The following is a 309-nucleotide window of genomic DNA, read 5'->3' on the forward strand; positions in this document are numbered from 1 at the left end:
GCTGTATATCGAGCTGCCGGCGCGCGCCTGTTACCTGGAGGCGTTTTTCGGCGGCAAAGTGGATCCGGCGATCAAAGCCAAAAGCTTGGAAGATTTGAACCTTGGGCTGGCCAGCCTGAAACGTCACGGCGCGTTTTCGCCGTACCTGGCCGGTGACACCTTGAGCCTGGCTGACCTTTATTTTCTGTACAGCCTGGACTTGGCGAGCACGGTTATGGGCAAGCTCTTCGCCACGGATGTGCTGGCCGATTTCCCGCAGGCGGCCGCGCTGTTCAAGCTGCTGAACCAGAATCCGAATGTGCAGAAGGT

At 58.6% G+C, this 309-nt stretch carries 1 protein-coding gene; it reads left to right on the forward strand.

The window, feature by feature from the left end; genetic code table 11:
* Positions 1–309: glutathione S-transferase family protein (locus tag AC0IW9_RS30510; RefSeq protein ID WP_471652060.1), on the forward strand; the 309-nt coding region annotated here is incomplete at both ends.

This window comes from Belnapia sp. AC561 (assembly GCF_979252845.1).